At 54.1% G+C, this 17,205-nt stretch carries 16 protein-coding genes; 3 read left to right on the top strand and 13 right to left on the bottom strand.

Annotated features, from left to right (window positions below):
- Positions 1-14: 14 nt before the first annotated feature.
- The 13 genes from ACT53D_RS10580 to ACT53D_RS10520 all read right to left on the bottom strand — a co-directional run bounded on the left by ACT53D_RS10580 (position 15) and on the right by ACT53D_RS10520 (position 13,568).
- Positions 15-1,286 (bottom strand): D-amino acid dehydrogenase, encoded by a 1,272-nt coding sequence (locus tag ACT53D_RS10580; protein ID WP_476156102.1) that lies wholly within the window; start codon positions 1,284-1,286, stop codon positions 15-17.
- Between the two features lie 119 nt (positions 1,287-1,405).
- Complete coding sequence (gshB, locus tag ACT53D_RS10575; RefSeq protein WP_476156100.1) at positions 1,406-2,341, bottom strand: glutathione synthase; 936 nt, start codon at positions 2,339-2,341, stop codon at positions 1,406-1,408.
- A gap of 12 nt (positions 2,342-2,353) precedes the next feature.
- Positions 2,354-3,679 carry a glutamate--cysteine ligase gene (gene gshA / locus ACT53D_RS10570; RefSeq protein ID WP_476156098.1) on the bottom strand — a complete coding sequence of 442 codons (1,326 nt, stop codon included), beginning with the start codon at positions 3,677-3,679 and terminating at the stop codon, positions 2,354-2,356.
- Positions 3,680-3,737: 58 nt separating this feature from the next.
- Entirely contained in the window at positions 3,738-4,721 is a 984-nt protein-coding gene (gene lipA / locus ACT53D_RS10565; RefSeq protein ID WP_194749047.1) for a lipoyl synthase, read from the bottom strand.
- Positions 4,711-5,325: a lipoyl(octanoyl) transferase LipB gene (lipB, locus tag ACT53D_RS10560; RefSeq protein WP_194749046.1), complete on the bottom strand. Its 615-nt coding sequence runs from the start codon at positions 5,323-5,325 to the stop codon at positions 4,711-4,713. The genes lipA and lipB overlap by 11 nt, the downstream gene beginning before the upstream one ends.
- Before the next feature lie 13 nt (positions 5,326-5,338).
- Positions 5,339-5,626 (bottom strand): HP0495 family protein, encoded by a 288-nt coding sequence (locus ACT53D_RS10555; RefSeq protein ID WP_194749045.1) that lies wholly within the window; start codon positions 5,624-5,626, stop codon positions 5,339-5,341.
- A 41-nt stretch (positions 5,627-5,667) separates the two neighbouring features.
- Entirely contained in the window at positions 5,668-6,765 is a 1,098-nt protein-coding gene (locus tag ACT53D_RS10550; protein ID WP_476144942.1) for a D-alanyl-D-alanine carboxypeptidase family protein, read from the bottom strand.
- A gap of 85 nt (positions 6,766-6,850) precedes the next feature.
- The gene (locus ACT53D_RS10545) at positions 6,851-7,855 is read right to left on the bottom strand and encodes a septal ring lytic transglycosylase RlpA family protein (RefSeq protein WP_379074014.1); all 1,005 of its coding nucleotides are present in this window, start codon (positions 7,853-7,855) and stop codon (positions 6,851-6,853) included.
- A gap of 28 nt (positions 7,856-7,883) precedes the next feature.
- Positions 7,884-8,981 (bottom strand): rod shape-determining protein RodA, encoded by a 1,098-nt coding sequence (gene rodA / locus ACT53D_RS10540; protein WP_194749041.1) that lies wholly within the window; start codon positions 8,979-8,981, stop codon positions 7,884-7,886.
- Complete coding sequence (mrdA, locus tag ACT53D_RS10535) at positions 8,974-10,908, bottom strand: penicillin-binding protein 2 (protein ID WP_275357360.1); 1,935 nt, start codon at positions 10,906-10,908, stop codon at positions 8,974-8,976. Before mrdA ends, rodA begins: the two co-directional genes overlap by 8 nt.
- A gap of 4 nt (positions 10,909-10,912) precedes the next feature.
- Positions 10,913-11,389 carry a rod shape-determining protein MreD gene (gene mreD, locus ACT53D_RS10530; RefSeq protein ID WP_194749038.1) on the bottom strand — a complete coding sequence of 159 codons (477 nt, stop codon included), beginning with the start codon at positions 11,387-11,389 and terminating at the stop codon, positions 10,913-10,915.
- Positions 11,386-12,495 (bottom strand): rod shape-determining protein MreC, encoded by a 1,110-nt coding sequence (gene mreC, locus ACT53D_RS10525; protein ID WP_313984473.1) that lies wholly within the window; start codon positions 12,493-12,495, stop codon positions 11,386-11,388. Before mreC ends, mreD begins: the two co-directional genes overlap by 4 nt.
- 29 nt (positions 12,496-12,524) lie before the next feature.
- Positions 12,525-13,568, bottom strand: coding sequence for a rod shape-determining protein (locus ACT53D_RS10520; protein WP_194749035.1), 1,044 nt, complete (start codon positions 13,566-13,568; stop codon positions 12,525-12,527).
- A gap of 128 nt (positions 13,569-13,696) precedes the next feature.
- On the opposite strand from ACT53D_RS10520, the gene gatC reads away from it, so the two are divergent.
- From gatC to gatB, 3 genes are read left to right on the top strand one after another with little or no spacing between them, the layout of a single operon-like run.
- Positions 13,697-13,984, top strand: coding sequence for an Asp-tRNA(Asn)/Glu-tRNA(Gln) amidotransferase subunit GatC (gatC, locus tag ACT53D_RS10515; protein ID WP_194749033.1), 288 nt, complete (start codon positions 13,697-13,699; stop codon positions 13,982-13,984).
- 47 nt (positions 13,985-14,031) lie between these two features.
- Positions 14,032-15,522 carry an Asp-tRNA(Asn)/Glu-tRNA(Gln) amidotransferase subunit GatA gene (gatA, locus tag ACT53D_RS10510; protein WP_476156094.1) on the top strand — a complete coding sequence of 497 codons (1,491 nt, stop codon included), beginning with the start codon at positions 14,032-14,034 and terminating at the stop codon, positions 15,520-15,522.
- Position 15,523: 1 nt separating this feature from the next.
- Positions 15,524-16,969, top strand: coding sequence for an Asp-tRNA(Asn)/Glu-tRNA(Gln) amidotransferase subunit GatB (gene gatB / locus ACT53D_RS10505; RefSeq protein ID WP_476156092.1), 1,446 nt, complete (start codon positions 15,524-15,526; stop codon positions 16,967-16,969).
- Positions 16,970-17,205 lie beyond the last annotated feature (236 nt).

The following is a 17,205-nucleotide window of genomic DNA, read 5'->3' as shown; positions in this document are numbered from 1 at the left end:
TTGGGTGACCGCTGCTAGAGATAGCGGGAAAGTTGCAGGTCTTGCGTCTCGATGGCCGGTGTCTCCTGCGCCATCAAATCGGCCAGTACTTGCCCGGAGCCGCAAGCCATGGTCCAACCCAGCGTGCCATGCCCGGTATTGAGCCACACATTGGGGTAAGCCGCGCTTGCCTGGCCGATCAGCGGCGTGCCATCCGGGGTCATGGGGCGCAACCCCGTCCAGAATCGCGCTTGTGCGACATCCCCGGCATACGGGAACAAGCCGTTGAATACAAATTCCAGCGTGGCCCGGCGGCTTGGGTTGAGGCTTAAATCAAACCCATGCAATTCCGCCATCCCGCCCACCCGGATGCGCTGATCAAAGCGCGTAATGGCCACCTTGTAAGTCTCATCCATCACGGTGGACACGGGGGCGGCTGCAGCGTTGATCAGGGGCACGGTCAAAGAATAGCCTTTTACGGGATAGACCGGCAGATTGAGTCCCAACGCCTGCGAAAGTTGGCGCGAGTAGCTGCCAAGGGCGACCACATAATGGTCTGCCTGCAATACTTCTACGCCATTTGCCGTTTGCACCTCTACGCCAAGCAACTGGCTTTGCTGTGTCAGCAAGCGGTGTATTTGCGTTTCTTGTCTGAACTTCACCCCAAGCGCTTGCGCCTTGGCTGCCAGTTGCGTGGTAAATAGCTGGCAATCCCCGGTTTCATCCCCAGGCAGATACAACCCACCCAGCAACGCATCTTGGACGTGAATCAGGGCAGGTTCAATGCGTACACAGCCTGCCGCATCCAAATGCTCAAACGGCACGCCCATGCGTTCAAGTACGGCAATATCCTTGGCTTCGGCGGCAAGTTGTTTTTTGGTGCGGAACACCTGTAAGGTCCCTTGACTGCGTTGCTCATAATGCAAGCCCGTCTCTGCGCGCAAACGACGCAGACAATCGCGGCTATACTCGGCCAGACGCACCATGCGCGATTTATTCAATTCATAACGTTCGAGGGAGCAATTGCTTAAAAACTGTGCAATCCATTGACATTGCCAACGCGTGAGATCCGGTTTGAGTGAGAGTGGCGCATGGCGCTGAAACAGCCATTTAAGCGCCTTGAGGGGCACATCCGGGCTGGCCCAAGGGGCGGAATAACCTGGTGAAATTTGCCCTGCATTGGCAAAACTGGTCTCCAGGGCGACCGCTGGTTGACGGTCTATGACCGTGACTTCAAAGCCTTTTAACGCCAGATAATAAGCGCTTGTCACGCCTATCACCCCGGAACCCAGCACTAAGACCCGCATGATGACACTCCTGCAACGATAGCGAGGCAGTCATGATGGACTTACCCGCACTGGATGATGTTAACAAAATCGGCTGTCAGCAGGGGGAATATGATCGCGTTAAGGATGAGACGGGCAAGTCAGGCCATCTGCTTTTCCAGCGCCTCTACCATCACTCTGGCCGGATCACAGTCTGTTTGTGCCGCAATCTCTACCATGCCAGTCGGGCTGGTGACATTCACTTCGGTCAGGTAGTCGCCAATCACATCCAGCCCGACTAAAAACAGGCCGTGTTGTTTCAGCACACTGCCGACGGTCTCGGCAATTTCTTTGTCACGGGCGCTCAGGGGCTGGGCCACGCCTTTGCCGCCGGCGGCCAGGTTGCCACGGGTTTCGCCGGTTTTTGGGATGCGGGCGAGGGCGTAGGGCAGGGGCTCACCGTTGATGATCAGGATGCGCTTGTCACCTTTGACGATCTCTGGAATATAGCGCTGGACCATGATGGTTTGTGCTTCAAATCGGGTCAGCGTTTCCAGGATGGCGTAAATATTGGGGTCGTCCTGACGCAAGCGGAAAATACCGCTGCCACCCATGCCATCCAGCGGTTTGACGATGATGTCCTGATGCTCGGCCAGAAAGGCCAGAATTTTGCTTTGCAGGCTGGTGACGATAAACGGCGGGGCAAATTGCGGAAAGCGCGCGACAGATAGTTTTTCGTTCCAGCCGCGAATGGATGACGGGTCGTTAAAGATACGTGCCCCTTGCTGTTGCGCCAGCTCAAGCAAATAGGTGCTATACAGGTATTCGTTATCAAACGGCGGGTCTTTACGCATCAGCACCGCATCAAAACTTGCGGGGGCTTGTGTGATTTTGTCACCGGTTTGCCAGTGCCCGTCTGCATTGAACGCAAATGTCTGCGCATCCACCTTGACCTCGGCTTGCTGCAAGTGCCAGTCGTGTTGTTCGCAGACCCATAGCACGTGTCCACGCGCTTGCGCCGCGCGCATGATGGCAAGGCTGGTGTCTTTGTAACTTTTGAGTGAGGCCAGTGGATCAAGAATAAACAGCAGTTTCATGATGAACCTTTGCTATGCGGTGAGCAGGTCGTTTTCCGACAGGTCCCGCGCTTGCAGCTCGAGACCAGCCGCTAACAGGGCCAGTCTTGCGACCACGCCATAGGCATAGAAGCGGTTGGGGGGCGCGTCGGGGGCGCCGGCACAGTCGGGCAGGGTACAGGGTTTTTCAAACGCGAGCGGGGCAAAGTGCATGCCGGGCGCATTCAGGTTCTCATCGACGCCACGGCCGGTGTGCACACGGTAAAAACCGCCAATCACAAAGTGATCCATCATATACACCACTGGCTCGGCTACCGCGTCATTGATGCTTTCAAAGGTATAAACGCCTTCCTGGATCATCACTTCAGACACTTGCATGCCTTCTTTGATCACCGACATTTTGTTACGCGCCTTGCGATTGAGGTCGCGTACCTCGTCAGCAGATTTCACGCTCATAATGCCCATGCCATAGGTACCTGCATCGGCTTTGACAATCGCAAACGGTGGCTGCGTGATGCCATATTCGTCGTATTTAGCCTGCGTTTTTTTCAGGATGGCTTCGACCTTATCGGCCAGCAGGTCTTCACCTACCCGGGCGTGAAAGTCCAGGCCGCTGGCGGTATCAAAGTAAGGATTTAACAACCAGGGGTCAATCTGCAGCAACTGCGAGAACTCATCGACAACAGTGTTATACGCGCTAAAGTGCTGCGATTTGCGTCGGCTGAACCAGCCTGCATGTAACGGTGGAATCAGGGTTTGCTCCAGGCCTTGCAGCAGGTCGGGCACGCCACCGGACAAATCGTTATTGAGCAGAATGGCACAGCTGTCAAAGGCAGGGTATTCCACGCCTTCAAACGTTGCCGCCTTCAGTTGCAGGCGGTTTTTTACGCGCACCAGCGGCTCCAGTACCAGCGGCAAGCCATCATGGGTTTCTAGTTTGGTGATCTCTGTAATCTCTGGCGACAAGCTGCCGACACGGACTTCCATGCCTGCGGTCTTGAGAATGTGACAGAGCTCAACCACATTACGCAGGTAGTAGGTGTTGCGGGTATGGTTTTCGGGGATCAGAAGTAAACGGCGTGCATCTGGGCAGATTTTTTCGACCGCCATTTGTGCGGCTTGCACAGCCAAGCTTAAAAATTCGGGATTCAGGTTATTAAAACCGCCTGGAAACAGGTTGGTATCCACCGGGGCAATCTTGAAGCCGGCATTGCGCAGGTCCACACTGGCATAAAACGGGGCGGGAATTTCCTGCCATTTGGTGCGGAACCAGTGCTCAATATCCGGCATGGCTTGCAAAACGCGTTTTTCCAGTGTGTAGAGAGGGCCGCTTAAAGCCGTGGTTAAGTGTGGAACCATGGTTGCTCCTGTGCTTGTTATTTTATTCACCGGTTACCCGGCACTGCTAATGCAATGATTAGGCGATGACCGCATGCGCCTGCTGGTCGGCATGATAGCTGCTGCGCACCATGGGCCCGCTCGCCGCATTGTCAAAGCCCATGGCATCGGCTTGTTGTTTAAACCATTCAAAACGCTCTGGCGTGACATATCTCAACACCGGCAAGTGATGGACGCTGGGTTGCAAGTATTGCCCCAGGGTAAGCATGCTGACGCCATGTGCGCGCAGGTCACGCATGACCTCTAAAATTTCTTCATCCGTTTCACCCAGGCCCAGCATCAAGCCAGATTTGGTCGGCACCGTTGGGTACAGTTCACCAAACTGTTTGAGCAAATCCAGCGAATGCTGGTAGTCAGAACCAGGGCGCGCCTGTTTATACAAACGCGGCACCGTTTCCAGGTTATGGTTCATGACATCTGGCGGTGCTTCACGCAGAATTTTGAGCGAGATGTCGAGGCGGCCCCTAAAATCTGGCACCAGAATTTCAATTTTAATGGCTGGGGATTGGGCGCGAATGGCGCGGATGCAGTCGACAAAATGCTGCGCGCCACCGTCAGGCAAATCATCGCGGTCTACTGAGGTGACGACTACATAGCGCAGTTTCATCTGTGCGATGGTGCGGGCGAGGTTTTCTGGCTCATTTGGATCAGGCGGCAAGGGTTTTCCATGCGCCACATCACAAAACGGGCAACGGCGGGTGCAGATATCGCCCAGAATCATAAAGGTCGCCGTGCCGCCACTAAAGCATTCGCCAATATTAGGGCAGCTGGCTTCTTCACAGACGGTATGCAGATTGTTGTCGCGCAGGACTTGCTTGATTTCCTGGAACCGTGCCGAATCCGGCACTTTCATGCGTATCCATTCGGGCTTGCGCAGCATGGGTTGCGGCACGATCTTGATCGGGATACGCGAGGTTTTTGCTGCGTCGATTTCTTTCACGCCAGCGACTTTTTTGGCCGGACGGGCGCTGCTTGTATCTATTGGGGACGAATTATCTGACATGCGTCAGCTTCTCTTTCAATCGTTGGGTTAAATCGGCGGCAATGTCAGACATTTGCAGCGCAATATTTAATTCCCGGGTTTGCGTCATTTGCATGCCGGCATAACCACACGGGTCTATATCGGCAAACGGCTGTAAATCCATGTCTATATTCAAACTCAGGCCATGGTAGCAGCACTGGTTTTTCAGGCGTAGCCCCAGCGAGGCAATTTTTTTGCCGTCTACATACACGCCAGGCGCATCCGCGCGGGCAACAGCCACCACGCCTTGTGCGGCCAGCCATTCTATCAGGCTGTGTTCCAAGATGGAGACAAGTTGCCGGACATTCAAGTGGCCGCGTGCCAGATCGATCAGGCAATAAATAATGAGTTGGCCCGGGCCGTGGTAGGTGATTTTGCCACCGCGGTCTACATTCACCACCGGAATTGCATTCTGTGGCAGGCGCACGCCGCGGCGGTTGAGGCCTAGCGTATACACAGGCGGATGTTCGGTGACCCAGAGCTGGTCAGGAGTACTGGTCGTGCGTTGGGCAGTGTATGCCTGCATGGCAGCCAGCGTGGCTGCATAATCAGTCAGCCCCAACTGGCGGATTTCCAAGGCAGGCATGATCGAAAAAGGCTTATAGCACAACCTTGACCATGGGGTGAGCGGTCAGGCTGCGGTAAATATCATCCAGTTGTGGCTTGGAGGTGACATACACCAGACAGGTCAGGCTCAGGTATTTGCCATTGCTGCTGCCACGCATTTCAATCAGGTGCGTATCAAAGTCTGGCCAGTGCAACTGGATGGTGCGGGTAATTTCGCTGGCGAAATCATCATGCGTTTCACCCATGACCTTGATCGGGAAATTGGTGGGAAACTCAATCAGGGTCTCTTCTATTTCCGGTAATTGCTCGAACTTGGTCATATGTTACCTACCTTTTAAACAGTGAGTGACGGTCAGCCTGTTTATTGCAAATACAAGCGGACCTGATCGATCATGCGTGAAAAGATATTGCTGGCCTCGACTGCCTGCATGGTGACCAGCGGCACGCTATGCACCACCTTGCCATTGAGGCTGAAATCCACCGCACCAACCGTTTGATGTGCTTTTAACGGCGCTTCAAGCGGTTTGGGCACGCGTAGATTCGCTTTCATATTGGCATATTCACCCTGGGGCAGCGTCAGGTAAACCGGTTTTACCACTGTGAGGTCAACCTGGTTTTCTGTCCCTTTCCATACCTTTTGCCGCGTAATTGCTTTGTCCGCCGCATAAATCAGTCTGGATTCATAAAACTGGAAGCCAAAATTCAGTAATTTTTGACTCTCAGCGGCGCGTACATTGTCAGAGGTGGTGCCAAGTACCACAGAAATCAAGCGGAAGTCATTGCGTTTGGCCGAAGAAATCAGGCAGTAACCGGCGGATTCGGTATGGCCGGTTTTCATGCCATCGACCGTGGGGTCTATAAACAGCAAGCGGTTGCGGTTAGGCTGGGTGATATTGTTATAGGTGTAAGACTTTTGCGAATACAAGCGCGCGTAGTCTTGCGGAAAGTCCCGAATCAGCGCATTGGCCAACATGGACAAGTCACGTGCGGTGGTGACATGGGCCGGGTCTGGCAAGCCTGTCGCATTCATAAAGTGGCTGTTTTTCATGCCCAGCGCGGCCGCTTTTTTGTTCATCAGCGTGGCGAACAATTCTTCACTGCCCGCAATGCCTTCGGCCAGGGTAATTGCCGCATCATTGCCTGACTGAATAATCAGGCCATGAAGCAACTCATCCACAGTGACGGTCATCGTCGTGTCGATAAACATTTTTGAGCCTTCGACCTTCCAGGCTTTTTGACTCACGGGCAAGGTCTGTGTCAGTGACAAGCGCTTTTGCTTGACCGCTTCAAAGGTCAGGTAAGCGGTCATTACTTTGGTCAGTGACGCAGGTTCCACCGGCATATCGGGGTTGTTCGCAGCCAGCAGATTGCCGGTATTGGCATCGCGCAGCACAAAGGCTTTGGCCGCCAGCGTGGGTACAGGTACATTGCCGGTAATGGCTTCAGCCGCCACCGTCATTAAAGGAATGGAAAGTAGAAAAGCAATACAAGAACGCCACATGGTCATCATTTAACGAGAAAAAATACTTAACGAGAAAACGGTGCTAGCGGGAAAAAACAAGCGCTGGCAACTGCAATTGGTCACGCATCTGATTGGCTGCTTGCGCGGCCATGGCGTGATCAGGATATGGGCCCAGAACAACCTGGAACATCTTGCCATTATACACTTTGTTCAGCAGGCTTTGTGTCTCGGGTACCGCATTGGAAATGCGCTGCTGCAGGCGGTCGGCATTTTCTTCAACGCCAAAGGCGCCGACCTGTACATACACCCCGGTGTTGTCGAGTGAGGCAGCTGGTTTTGCCGATGCTTTGGGCATGCTTGCCGGCGCAATGTCTCTGGCGACGCCTGCACTGCTCGGGGCCGCAGCTATCTCCGGCTGGTTGGGGTCAATTAAAGTGATCTCTACCTGGGCCGAGCCATGCTGGGTGATATCGAGTTGTTTGGCCGCGGCATAGGATAAATCGATGATGCGGTCGCGGCCAAAAGGGCCGCGGTCATTGACCCTGGCAATCAGGTTTTTGCCATTGCTCAGGTTGGTGACGCGCACATAACTTGGAATTGGCAGTGTGCGGTGGGCGGCGCTGAGTTTATACATGTTATAAGGCTCACCACTGGCGGTACGGCGGCCATGAAATTTTTTACCATACCAGGAAGCGTGTCCGGTTTGCGTAAATGGCGTTGTAATTTCCGACATTGGCGACACCAGTTCCCCATTCACGATATAAGGCTTGGTGGTCCCTTTCACGATGGGCTCCAACTTGGGCGTCACCGAGGTTTCCAGTGGAATGTTTGGATCAATGCCTTCGGTGGCATTGCCAGAGCTCTCGGGTTTGGGGTCAATATTAATGACTTTGGGTGCACCTAGCGGCGCACTGCTGCCCGGCAATACCGCAGGCGGCGCAGGCGAGGCTGCGGGCGCGGCAGGGCGTGGCGTGGGCACGGGTTTTATTGGCGCAGGCGCCGTTGGACGTGACGGCATGCTGCTTTCGCAGGCAACCAGCCCGGCAGCCAGCAGCACGATAAAGAGTCTTTGTAGGGACAATGACATCGAGGTCCTTCAGTGGTTTCTGGCCACGTTAATCGGTGGCTACCAGCCGTTTATGCGACTGCACGCTCATCAGCAAACCCAGGCTTAGCCCTAAGGTCAAGAGTGAGGTGCCGCCATAACTGACCAGCGGCAAGGGAATGCCGACCACAGGCAGAATGCCGCTCACCATGCCCATGTTGACGAAGCAATAGGTAAAAAAGGTGGCGGCAATGCTGCCTGCCAATAAGCGGGAAAAAGTACTCTTGGCTTGTGACGCGATGATGAACGCTCGGCCAATAATAATGGCGAACAGCAGCAATAACAGGCTGCAGCCTACCAGGCCAAACTCTTCTGCAAACACGGCAAAAATAAAGTCTGTGGTGCGTTCTGGCACAAAGTCTAACTGTGACTGGGTGCCGTTGAGCCAGCCTTTGCCGGTCATGCCGCCAGAGCCAATGGCAATGGTGGCCTGAATAATGTGATAACCCGCGCCAAGCGGGTCCTGGCTAGGGTCGATGAGAATTTCCACCCGACGCCGCTGATAGTCATGCAGCATGGACCATAAAATGGGCAGCGCCGCGCCAAAGGCAATCGCGCTGCCAAAAATAAATTTCCAGCTCAGACCGGCCAGAAAAATCACATAAAAACCGGCGGCAAAGACCAGGGTGGCGGTCCCGAGGTCGGGCTGCTTGGCAATCAGCAAGACCGGCACCAGCAAAATGACCCCGGCGACGACATAGTCCGTGGTGCGTAACAAGGATTCACGTTTTGAAAAATACCAGGACAGCATAATTGGCACCGCCAATTTCATGAGTTCCGAGGGCTGGATTTTGGTCACGCCCAGATTGAGCCAGCGCCTGGCGCCATGGCTAATATCGCCGACCAGCGCTACCGCAATCAACAATGCCAGCCCGAACAAATAGGCGGGCAGGGCAATGCGTTCAATGTGTTGCGGCTGTGTGTTTGCAACCAGAAACATCACGCCCATCATCACCAGGATATTAATCAGCTGTGCATTAACCTTGAGCAGGGACTGCCCAGAGGCGCTATAGAGCACCATAAGCGCAACCACCAGCACCATGAGGACGGTGGCCAGCAAGATGGAGTCAATATGGCGGATAAAATGGCCGATCCACTGTTTAATCATGCTCTTCCTCCTCAACGACTGGGGGTGGGTTCTGTGCTTGTGTTTCGGCGGGCACCGCAGGGGCTGCCACTGCGGGTATTTTGCCCAGCAGGTAATAGTCCATTACTTTGCGTGCAATCGGCCCCGCCGCCGAGCCACCGTGGCCACCGTTTTCCACAATGACGGCCACGGCAATTTTGGGGTCTTCAGCCGGTGCGTAAGCAATAAACCAGGCGTGGTCGCGATGGCGTTCTGCCGTGGCTTTTTCGTTATATTTTTCATTTTGCTTGATACCTACCACTTGCGCCGTACCGGTTTTGGCAGCGATGTCATAGCCTGCATTGGCGCCTACTGACGCGGCTGTGCCTCCCGGGCGTGTCACATCCATCATGCCCAGTTTCACAATCTCCAGATTCTCCGGGCTGAGGTTCAACTGGTCCGCCACTTTATGCGGCAACATCCTGACCTCGTTGGTTTTGGCATTCACAATCGCATTGACCAGATGCGGCTGGATGGCCTTGCCACTATTGGCCAGCGTGGCCGTGGCGTAGGCCAATTGCATGGGCGTGACCAGCGTATACCCCTGACCAATGCCTACAATGACAGTTTCACCCATATACCAGGGCTGTTTGAAGCGTCTTTGCTTCCAGCCCGGCGTCGGCAGCAAGCCCGCCAGTTCGCCCTGGATATCAATATTGGTTTTTTCACCAAAACCAAAATGTCTGACAAAGTCGGTCAGCCGGTCTATACCAAGCTCGACGGCCAGCCCATAAAAAAACGTATCGCAAGACACGGTAATCGCCTTGCGCATATCGACCGAACCATGGCCGGATGGTTTCCAGTCACGGTAGCGGTGATGGCTGTTGGGCAGCATGTAGTAGCCTGGGTCGCTGATGGTAAACGGCGGTTGCCGCTTGCCTGATTCCAGCCCGGCCAGCGCGACAAAGGGCTTGAAGGTGGAACCAGGTGGGTAAATCCCCTTCAAGGTGCGGTTGATCAGCGGTTTATCCAGCGAATTGTTCAACAGGTTCCAGTTATCAAAATCAATGCCATCCACAAACAGGTTGGCATCAAATGAAGGCATGCTGGCCATGGCCAGGACTTCCCCTGTTTTGGGTTGGATCGCTACCAACGCGCCGCGACGTCCGGCAAATTCCTGCTCGGCGATTTCTTGCATTTTGGCGTCCATGGACAGCACCACGTTGTTGCCCGATGTGGGCGAGGCGCTTGACAGCACGCGCACAGCCCGGCCATCGGCATCAATCTCTACCTGCTGAAAGCCGGTGACGCCATGCAGCTCGGTTTCATAGGCTTGCTCGACGCCCGCCTTGCCAATATGCTCAGTGCCTTTGTAGTTGGATAGCTGGTTGTTTTCCTTGAGCTGCTTGAGATCGTGTTCATTGATCCGGCTGATATAGCCGATACCATGCGTGCCCAGGGTGCCATAGGGGTAATGGCGGAACAGGCGCGATTTGAGCTCAACGCCAGGAAACCGGAAGCGGTTCACGGCAAACTTGGCGGCTTCGTATTCATTAAGGTGGGTGCGGATCGGAATGCTTTCAAACGTATGGCTTTGCGCCCGCAGTTTTTTAAAGCGCTTGAGATCCGTTGGAGAAATCTCGACCAGTTTGCCCAGCTCGGCAATTGTGTCCTGCAAGTCTTCGGTTTTGGAGGGCGTGATTTCCAGCGTATACACAAAAAAGTTATGCGCCAGAATAATGCCGTTGCGGTCAGAAATCAGGCCACGGTTCGGTGTAATGGGGACAATCGAAATCCGGTTGTTTTCTGCCAGTGTTTGATAATAGTCATAGCGAAAGACTTGCAGAAAGTAAAAACGGCCCAGCAGCGCAGAAAACGCTGCTAAAACCAACAGTACCAGAAAAACCAGACGAACCCGGAACTTGTGCTGTTCGTTTTGATGGTTTTTGAGTTCAGTGCTATACCCCATGTGCTTACAATTTCTTCGGGCGGGTCAGTTCGCCAAACCAGATAATCATGAATTGCCACAGTATCAGGTCAGACACGATGGGGAAGGCGTAGGTCCAGTCGGGCAATTCGCCGCCGGCAAACAGCTTGAGCAGCAAAATCAGCCCGCGCTCTACGCCAAACAAAAACAACACATATAAATAGAGTTGCCAGCGATTGAACAGCACCAGCCTGCGTTGATAGATCAGGCCGAGAAAGGCGGTGATTGCAAATGTCAGGGCATGTTGTCCGAGCAGGCTGCCCGTGGATAAGTCCACCAGCAAGCCAGCAAACCACACCCAGCCAATATTGCAGTGGTAGGGGGCTTGCAACAGCCAATACAGCATGATAACCAGCAGAAAATCCGGGCGCACAATAATGCCCGCATTTGACCAGGGGTAAAGTTGAAAAATCAACCCGACCAGCAAGGTGAAAAAGAACGTGCTGAACTTAACCGGTTTCATCGACGCTCCGGTGTGGTTGGTGGAGTGGGCGGCGCCACTGGGTCAGTAGGCACTGCGCTGTCTGGTTGTGCGGTCATTTCGGTGTCTGGTGGCTGTCCGGCATCCAGTACGGGCGGTGTGGTGACCGGGTTGGGGTCAACCAGTGCGTTGTTCTTTTGCAAGACATCCACCACGGATTGATCCAGGTGCTGCGCGTTGTTGCGTTGCAACATGGGGCGGCTTTCGGACATCGGATTGGTGGCCGGAGACTCTGGCACTTTGAGGATCAGCACATGTTTGTGGTTATTCACGCCGGCAATCGGGCGGCTGATGATCTTGGCAAACGGCGAATCCTGGCTTTGCTTGATCTGGGTGACGATGGCCACTGCCAAACCGGCGGGATAGACGCCGTCAATGCCCGAGGTTACCAGTTTGTCACCAACCTTGATGTCGACGCTGGTGGGCAGGTAGGGGATGTCCAGCGTGTTGCGTTTGCCCTCCCCAAAGGCAATTGCGCGTAATTGGTTGCGCTCGATCTGAATAGGAATCGACAGTTTTTTATCCGTGATCAGCGTGACTTCGCTGGTGAACGGATACACCCGGGTGATCTGACCCACCACGCCCTGTTCATCAACCACCGCTTGCCCGGGGGTGATGTGGTGGTGACTGCCGCGGTTCAGCGTGATGATGTTGCTAAATGGGTCGCGCCCCATATGCATGACTTCACCCAGTGTGGCTTCCGGGATAATCGGTGCATCCCCGGCCAGCAATGTGCGTAAATGCGCATTTTCGGCATCGACAGTGGCCAGGCGCTGCAAGGCTGCATGATCGATCAGCGCCTGCTGTTTGAGCTTGAAGTTATCCTGAATCAGCTGGTTATGCGAGGTAAAGTAGGTGTTGATGTTGCGCCCCCATTCGTTAGGGGCGCTAGCGATCACTTCAAGCGGGTGCAGGGCGGTACTGAACCATTGCCTTACCTGGCTCAAATAATCAAAGCGTGCATCGACCGCCATCATGACCAAAGACAGCGTACAAAAAAACATCAGGCGCGAGAAAGGCTTGGGCCCCTGGATAAAAAAGGCCGGCGACTCTTGCGGATCAAGCTGTTGGTGGATGCCTTTAAGCATAGTCAGGGTCGCGCCAACTGGGTGCGGATTTATTCGCTAGCGAATACGTTGCCCAGCTTGTCCATTTCCTCAAGTGCGCGGCCACAGCCACGGGCGACACAGGTCAGTGGATCTTCAGCCACGATGACTGGCAAGCCGGTTTCTTCTACCAGCAAACGGTCCAGGTCGCGCAACAAAGCACCACCACCGGTCAACACCATGCCTTTTTCGGCAATGTCTGCGCCCAGCTCTGGCGGCGTTTGTTCAAGTGCGGATTTCACTGCACCGACGATGGCATTCAGTGGTTCAGTCAAGGCTTCAAGAATCTCGTTGCTGGAGATGGTGAATTTGCGTGGCAAGCCTTCAGCCAGGTTGCGGCCAGTCACTTCCATTTCAAGCACTTCAGAGCCCGGGAAGGCGGAGCCGATTTTTTTCTTGATCGCTTCAGCGGTGGGCTCGGAGATTTGCATGCCGTAGTTACGGCGGATGTAGTCAATAATCGCCTGGTCAAACTTGTCACCACCGACGCGCTCGGACTTGGCGTAGACAATGCCGCCCAGTGAAATCACGCCAACTTCAGTCGTGCCGCCACCAATATCGACGACCATGGAGCCGGTGGCTTCCGCCACAGGCATATCGGCACCAATCGCAGCGGCCATCGGTTCTTCAATCAGGAACACCTGTTTAGCACCTGCGCGCTCGGCAGATTCTTTAATGGCACGACGCTCTACCTGGGTGGAGCCCACGGGGACGCAGATGATGATGCGTGGGCTGGGTGAGAACCAGCGAGATTCGTGTACCTTGCGGATAAAGAATTTGAGCATTTGCTCGGTGATGGTGAAGTCGGCGATCACACCGTCTTTCATCGGGCGGATGGCCTGAATGTTGGCTGGCGCGCGGCCCAGCATGCTTTTTGCATCAGAGCCGACTGCCAGCAGTACTTTTTTGCCGTTGGGGCCGCCTTCGGTACGAATCGCCACCACTGAGGGCTCATCCAGCACCACCCCTTTGCCGCGTACGTAAATCAGCGTGTTGGCGGTGCCAAGGTCAATGGCAAGGTCATTGGAGAAGTAGCTGTTGATTGAACCGAACATGTTTTATCCTGTGAAAATTCTGACTTTGGTGCTGCCCGCTGGGTGCGGCATAAAATCAAGGTATAATAGCGCAAAACGCACATGAAATTAAGATGTGTTTTCAAAATCTTATAGACAATTAACCACACATGGCACTGAATCTAGATGATATCAAGCGTATCGCGCACCTGGCCCGCATCGAGGTCAGCGACAGTGAAGCGCAAGAAACCCTAAGCAAACTTTCCGGTATTCTGGGGCTGATTGAGCAAATGCAGGCGGTGGACACCACCGGCATCACCCCCATGTCGCACTCGCAAGACGTGACACAGCGTCTGCGTGAGGACGTGGTGACTAAAACCAACCAGCGCGAACTGTTTCAATCCATTGCACCAGCCACGCAAGATGGCTTATACCTGGTGCCCAAAGTCATTGAATAAGCGCTTGCCAGCCCCTGCTTTGACGGTTCATTTTTACGGTTTCCATTATGATAAACAGTAGTTTAAAACAGCTGGGCCAGCAGTTGGCCAGCAAACAAGTTTCCAGCGTGGAGTTAACGCAGGCCTATTTGCAACGCATGGCCAAACTCAACCCCAGCATCAATGCCTATGTCACCATAGACGAACAAAAAACCCTGGCGCAGGCGCAAGCGGCAGATGCCCGCATCGCCGCCGGTACAGCCGGCCCGCTCACTGGCATCCCCATCGCGCAAAAAGATATTTTTTGTGCCCAGGGCTGGCGCACTACCTGTAGCTCCAAAATGCTGGAAAACTTCATTGCCCCCTATGACGCGCATGTGATCAGCCAGTTTGATGCGGCCGGTGCGGTCAATCTGGGCAAAACCAATATGGACGAGTTCGCCATGGGTTCCTCCAACGAAACCAGTTATTTTGGCAGCGTCAAAAATCCATGGGACTTTGATCGTGTGCCTGGCGGTAGCTCTGGCGGTTCCGCGGCGGCTGTGGCCGCCCGCTTATGTGCAGCGGCCACCGGGACGGATACCGGCGGTTCCATCCGCCAACCCGCTTCATTGTGCGGCTTTACTGGCCTGAAGCCAACTTATGGCCTGGTCTCCCGTTACGGCATGATCGCGTTTGCTTCCTCGCTGGATCAGGCAGGGCCCATGGCCAAGTCGGCCGAAGATTGTGCGCTCATGCTCAATGTCATGGCCGGGTTTGACGAGCGTGACTCCACCAGCGTGCAGCGCGAGCAAGAAGATTACACCCGTGGCTTGAGCGCCATGCAAGGCACGCAGCCACTCAAAGGCTTGCGGATTGGCCTGCCCAAAGAATATTTTGCCGAAGGCTTGAATGCTGACGTGGCTAAAGTGATTGAAACGGCGATTGCAGAATACAAAAAGCTGGGTGCAGAGATTGTCGAGATCAGCTTGCCAAACAACAATCTGTCGATTCCGGTGTATTACGTGCTCGCTCCAGCCGAGGCATCGAGCAATCTGTCACGCTATGACGGCGTCCGTTATGGTCACCGTGCGGCGGAATACAATGACCTGCTCGACATGTACATGAAGTCGCGCGCAGAAGGTTTTGGTGCCGAGGTCAAGCGCCGTATCCTGATTGGTACCTATGTGCTCAGTGCTGGTTATTACGATGCCTACTACCTCAAGGCCCAGCAAATCCGTCGCCTGATTGCCCAGGACTTTGTGGAAGCCTTCAAGCAGTGTGATGTAATCATGGGCCCGGCCGCGCCTTCAACAGCCTTTAAAGCCGGTGAAAAAACCAGCGACCCCGTCGCCATGTATCTCGAAGACTTATACACCATTGCCGTGAACCTGGCGGGCTTGCCAGGCATGAGCATCCCGGCCGGGTTTACCACCAGCAGTGAGGGCAAGGCTTTGCCGGTTGGTTTGCAGATTATTGGCAATTATTTTGATGAGGCGCGCATGCTCAATGTTGGCCATGCCTATCAACAAGTCACAGACTGGCATACACGCATGCCAGCCGGTTTGGAGAACATCTAACATGCAGTGGGAAGTCGTGATCGGGTTGGAAACCCACGTACAGTTACAAACTAATTCCAAACAGTTTAGCGGGGCCTCCACCACTTATGGGGCGGCGCCAAATACGCAAGCCTGTGAGGTGAGTATTGCGCTGCCAGGGGTGTTGCCTGTGCTCAACAAAAAAGCCGTGGAATGCGCGATCAAGTTTGGCCTGGCGATTGATGCCGAAATGGCGCCGCGCAGCGTATTCTCGCGTAAAAATTACTTTTATCCCGATTTGCCCAAGGGCTACCAGATCAGCCAGTTTGAGCTGCCGGTAGTGGGTAAAGGTCAGCTGACCATTCAGGTCCCAGCCGGCAAAAATACCGAAGCCTATGAGAAGGTGATCAATATCACGCGTGCGCACCTTGAAGAAGATGCTGGTAAATCTGTGCACGGTGCCGTCGAAGGCATGTCCGGCATAGACTTGAACCGTGCGGGGACGCCCTTGCTGGAAATCGTGACTGAACCCGATATGCGCAGTGCCGCCGAAGCGGTCGCTTATGCCAAGAAGTTACATGAACTGGTGCAGTGGATAGGCATTTGCGACGGCAATATGCAGGAAGGATCTTTCCGTTGCGACGTCAACGTCTCGGTGCGCCCCAAGGGAACTGAAAAGTTCGGTACCCGCCGCGAGATCAAAAACCTGAACTCGTTCAAGTTCATGCAGCAAGCCATTGAGTATGAGACCCAGTGGCAAATCGAAACGCTGGAGGATGGCGGCACCATCCAGCAAGCAACTGTCCTGTTTAACCCGGACACCGGTGAAACGCGTGCCATGCGTACCAAGGAAGAAGCCAATGATTATCGCTATTTCCCTGACCCGGACCTGCTGCCGCTGGAAGTGACTGAGGCCGATAAAGCACGCGTGCGTGCCGAGATGCCAGAGTTGCCACAAGCCTTGCAGGCGCGGTTGGTGAGCGAGTACCAACTCTCTGCTTATGATGCCAGCACATTGACGGCTTCACGCAGCATGGCTGATTATTTTATGGTCACGGTACAAGCAGGTGCTGAGCCTAAACAGGCGGCTAACTGGGTGATGGGCGCGCTTTCTGCCAAGCTGAATGCGGAAGAAAAAGCGATTGCTGACAGTCCTGTCTCTGCCCAGCAGTTGGCTGCCTTGCTCAAGCGTATTGCAGACAATACCATTTCCAACAACGCCGCCAAACAGGTGTTTGAAGGCTTGTGGGCAGGCGAGGGTGAAGTAGATGCCATTATCGAAGCCAAAGGACTCAAGCAAGTGTCTGATACAGGCGCGATTGAGGCCATCATCAAAGAGGTGCTGGTGGCGAACCAGGCCATGGTCGATGAGTACAAATCTGGCAAGGAGAAAGCCTTTAATGCGCTGGTAGGCCAGTGTATGAAAGCCTCTAAAGGCAAGGCGAATCCGGCGCAGGTCAATGATCTTCTCAAGAAGATGTTGGGCTAGTCCCTTAATTGGCAGTTGGATAAAAAAACAAACCCCGCTTTTGGCGGGGTTTGTTTTTTTGACACGACTCTCTAAGCTTTGTGGCTCAGGATTACTTGCAATGCTCTTTGTCATGATGGTCTTTGCAATGCTCATCTGCAAAAGAAACATTTGAGAATACGGCCATCATTACCAATACTAAAGCTGCGAATTTTTTCATTCTGATCTCCTGTTAGCATTTCAAGTGTAAAGTCATT

The organism is Methylophilus sp. DMC16 (assembly GCF_056314045.1).
This window is presented reverse-complemented; position numbering and strand designations above follow the sequence as displayed.

Excerpts from the sequence above, each read along its gene's own strand:
- gatB (WP_476156092.1), top strand. The coding sequence starts at position 15,524 with ATGCAGTGGGAAGTCGTGATCGGGTTGGAAACCCACGTACAGTTACAA.
- gshA (WP_476156098.1), bottom strand. The coding sequence starts at position 3,679 with ATGGTTCCACACTTAACCACGGCTTTAAGCGGCCCTCTCTACACACTG.
- ACT53D_RS10550 (WP_476144942.1), bottom strand. The coding sequence starts at position 6,765 with ATGACGGTGGCGGCTGAAGCCATTACCGGCAATGTACCTGTACCCACG.
- ACT53D_RS10555 (WP_194749045.1), bottom strand. The coding sequence starts at position 5,626 with ATGACCAAGTTCGAGCAATTACCGGAAATAGAAGAGACCCTGATTGAG.
- gshB (WP_476156100.1), bottom strand. The coding sequence starts at position 2,341 with ATGAAACTGCTGTTTATTCTTGATCCACTGGCCTCACTCAAAAGTTAC.
- rodA (WP_194749041.1), bottom strand. The coding sequence starts at position 8,981 with ATGATTAAACAGTGGATCGGCCATTTTATCCGCCATATTGACTCCATC.
- lipA (WP_194749047.1), bottom strand. The coding sequence starts at position 4,721 with ATGTCAGATAATTCGTCCCCAATAGATACAAGCAGCGCCCGTCCGGCC.
- lipB (WP_194749046.1), bottom strand. The coding sequence starts at position 5,325 with ATGCCTGCCTTGGAAATCCGCCAGTTGGGGCTGACTGATTATGCAGCC.
- gatC (WP_194749033.1), top strand. The coding sequence starts at position 13,697 with ATGGCACTGAATCTAGATGATATCAAGCGTATCGCGCACCTGGCCCGC.
- gatA (WP_476156094.1), top strand. The coding sequence starts at position 14,032 with ATGATAAACAGTAGTTTAAAACAGCTGGGCCAGCAGTTGGCCAGCAAA.
- ACT53D_RS10580 (WP_476156102.1), bottom strand. The coding sequence starts at position 1,286 with ATGCGGGTCTTAGTGCTGGGTTCCGGGGTGATAGGCGTGACAAGCGCT.
- mreD (WP_194749038.1), bottom strand. The coding sequence starts at position 11,389 with ATGAAACCGGTTAAGTTCAGCACGTTCTTTTTCACCTTGCTGGTCGGG.
- ACT53D_RS10520 (WP_194749035.1), bottom strand. The coding sequence starts at position 13,568 with ATGTTCGGTTCAATCAACAGCTACTTCTCCAATGACCTTGCCATTGAC.
- mrdA (WP_275357360.1), bottom strand. The coding sequence starts at position 10,908 with ATGGGGTATAGCACTGAACTCAAAAACCATCAAAACGAACAGCACAAG.
- ACT53D_RS10545 (WP_379074014.1), bottom strand. The coding sequence starts at position 7,855 with ATGTCATTGTCCCTACAAAGACTCTTTATCGTGCTGCTGGCTGCCGGG.
- mreC (WP_313984473.1), bottom strand. The coding sequence starts at position 12,495 with ATGCTTAAAGGCATCCACCAACAGCTTGATCCGCAAGAGTCGCCGGCC.